The 2,044-nt window shown below is 37.4% G+C and carries 2 protein-coding genes; both read left to right on the forward strand.

Annotated elements, in window-relative coordinates; translation table 11 throughout:
• Positions 1 to 984, forward strand: a 984-nt coding sequence (locus RMO27_RS06605) for an AAA family ATPase (protein WP_309730804.1), incomplete at its 5' end; no start/stop codon positions are given.
• 41 nt (positions 985 to 1,025) lie between these two features.
• Complete coding sequence (locus tag RMO27_RS06610; RefSeq protein WP_309730807.1) at positions 1,026 to 1,850, forward strand: DUF4435 domain-containing protein; 825 nt, start codon at positions 1,026 to 1,028, stop codon at positions 1,848 to 1,850.
• Positions 1,851 to 2,044: the final 194 nt, after the last annotated feature.

Below are 2,044 nucleotides of genomic sequence, written 5' to 3' on the forward strand. Positions count from 1 at the left end.
TACGCGCCAGATGAAGATGTGCTAATAACTAGCGGGAACAACAACATTTCTGTTCACAATATAAGGGGTGACATTATCATTGGAGGCAACTCATTTTCAAAGTCTTCAAAATCCTCGAAATTCTCAAGATTAAAATCACAAAATGAGCCAGAATGGTTAAAGAATATCAGGCTTAACATTCATGTTCGTCTTGTCGAATCACAAAGATTGCTAAATCTTTCATCTGTATATAATTCCAAATTGGAAACAGCATCAATGATTCCAACTGTTTCTGCTTATTCTGAAGAACTTGCACAGATAATGCGAGATAAATTTGGCGAATATGGCATAATTTCTCAATCTTTAGATCGGACATTTCCAACTAGATTAGTCCAGCGACAATCCTCACCAAATTCAACAGATCGACAACTTAGAGAACGTTTAGAGCAGCTCGAAATAACCCGCTCTCGTCTAATATCGATTGGTTTATTAGATAGGACTGAAAACTCAGATTTTCCTGTCCAGCCACCAGCAATGGATGAAAGTACTAAAAATATTTTATCTGTATATGTTGAGGATGTAGAGAAGAAATTGAGTGTTTTCAATGATATAGCAAATAAAATTGATTTACTGAAGGAAATAATCAACAGCAAATTCACTTATAAAGAAATAAGTTTCAACAAGAGAAAAGGATTTGTATTTAGAACTCTTTCTGATTTCTCTATCTCTGATTCAGATACTCTTTTACCAACAGATTTGTCGTCTGGCGAACAGCACGAGTTAGTTCTGCTCTACCAACTATTATTTAAAGTTGAACCTAAATCGCTTGTCTTAATTGATGAACCAGAACTATCTTTACATGTCGGCTGGCAAGTTCAGTTTTTAAAAGATTTGCAGGAGATTGTCAAACTTGCAGATTTAGATATTTTGATGGCTACTCACTCACCAGATATCATCCAAGATCGGTGGGACTTGACAGTTGAGCTGCAAGGAATGAAAAAGTGAGAGATCTACGAACGGGAGATGCAGATGCTAATCAAATTAGGATGCGACGTAGCACATTCACAGGTGTCTTTTTGTTAGTAGAAGGTAGTTCAGATAAGGTTTTTTACGAACGCTTTGTAGATAAGATAATTTGTCAAATAGTTGTCATCTCTGGGAACCCATCTAACAAAGAGAGAGTAATTGCGGTTCTGGGTATTTTAGAGAAATCGAATTTTCTGGGCGTTTTAGGAATTGTCGATGCAGATTTCGATCGATTAGAAACTTCAGCACATCATAGTCCTAATCTACTGCGGACAGATACTCACGATCTGGAAACAATGCTCATTAATTCTCCGGCTCTTGACAAGGTACTTGCGGAGCTTGGTTCGACTGAAAAAATCTCTAAATTTATGAGCGTGAGAGATACTTTAGTTGAAGCTGGAATATCGATCGGTTATTTACGATGGATTTCTCAATGCGATGGGTTAAGTTTTACTTTTAGCGACCTCAAATTTAGTAAATTTGTAGACGAACAAAATTTGCAAATTGACGAACTGAAATTAATCCAAGAAGTCAAGAATAAATCTCAAAATTTGTCATTAGATAGTAGAGATATTCAACAGCAACTAACAACAAAAAAGAGCGGTAGTCACGATTGTTGGCAAGTCTGCTGTGGGCACGATCTGGTTGAAATTATGTCCCTGGGCTTACGCAAAGCGATCGGGACGATGAAACCAAGTGATGTTGGTTCAGATAGTCTCGAACGCTTTTTGAGGGTTGCCTATGAGGAAGTTTACTTTCAGAAAACACAGCTATATGCAGATATCCAGAAATGGGAGGTTGACAACCAGTCATTTAAGGTTTTATTCTCAAGTACCGCTGGATGACAGTTTAGCCGATCGAGCACGAGCAGCAATGTTAAAGCGAGTGGAAATTAACTAACTCCGAGTTCAATTCTTTGCTTCGGAAAATGTACCAACCTATAATTTTGGATAAAACAAACGCGGTGTCTGTGAAGACACCGCATTTATTAATAATTACCCTAATTCAAGAAGATGGGATAGTCGATCGAATCTCTTTG

Source organism: Chamaesiphon sp. OTE_75_metabat_556 (assembly GCF_031378165.1).
Taxonomy (GTDB): domain Bacteria; phylum Cyanobacteriota; class Cyanobacteriia; order Cyanobacteriales; family Chamaesiphonaceae; genus Chamaesiphon.

What these genes read in the sequence shown, in the direction of transcription:
- RMO27_RS06610 (WP_309730807.1), top strand. Translation starts at nt 1,026, where the DNA reads ATGCGACGTAGCACATTCACAGGTGTCTTTTTGTTAGTAGAAGGTAGT.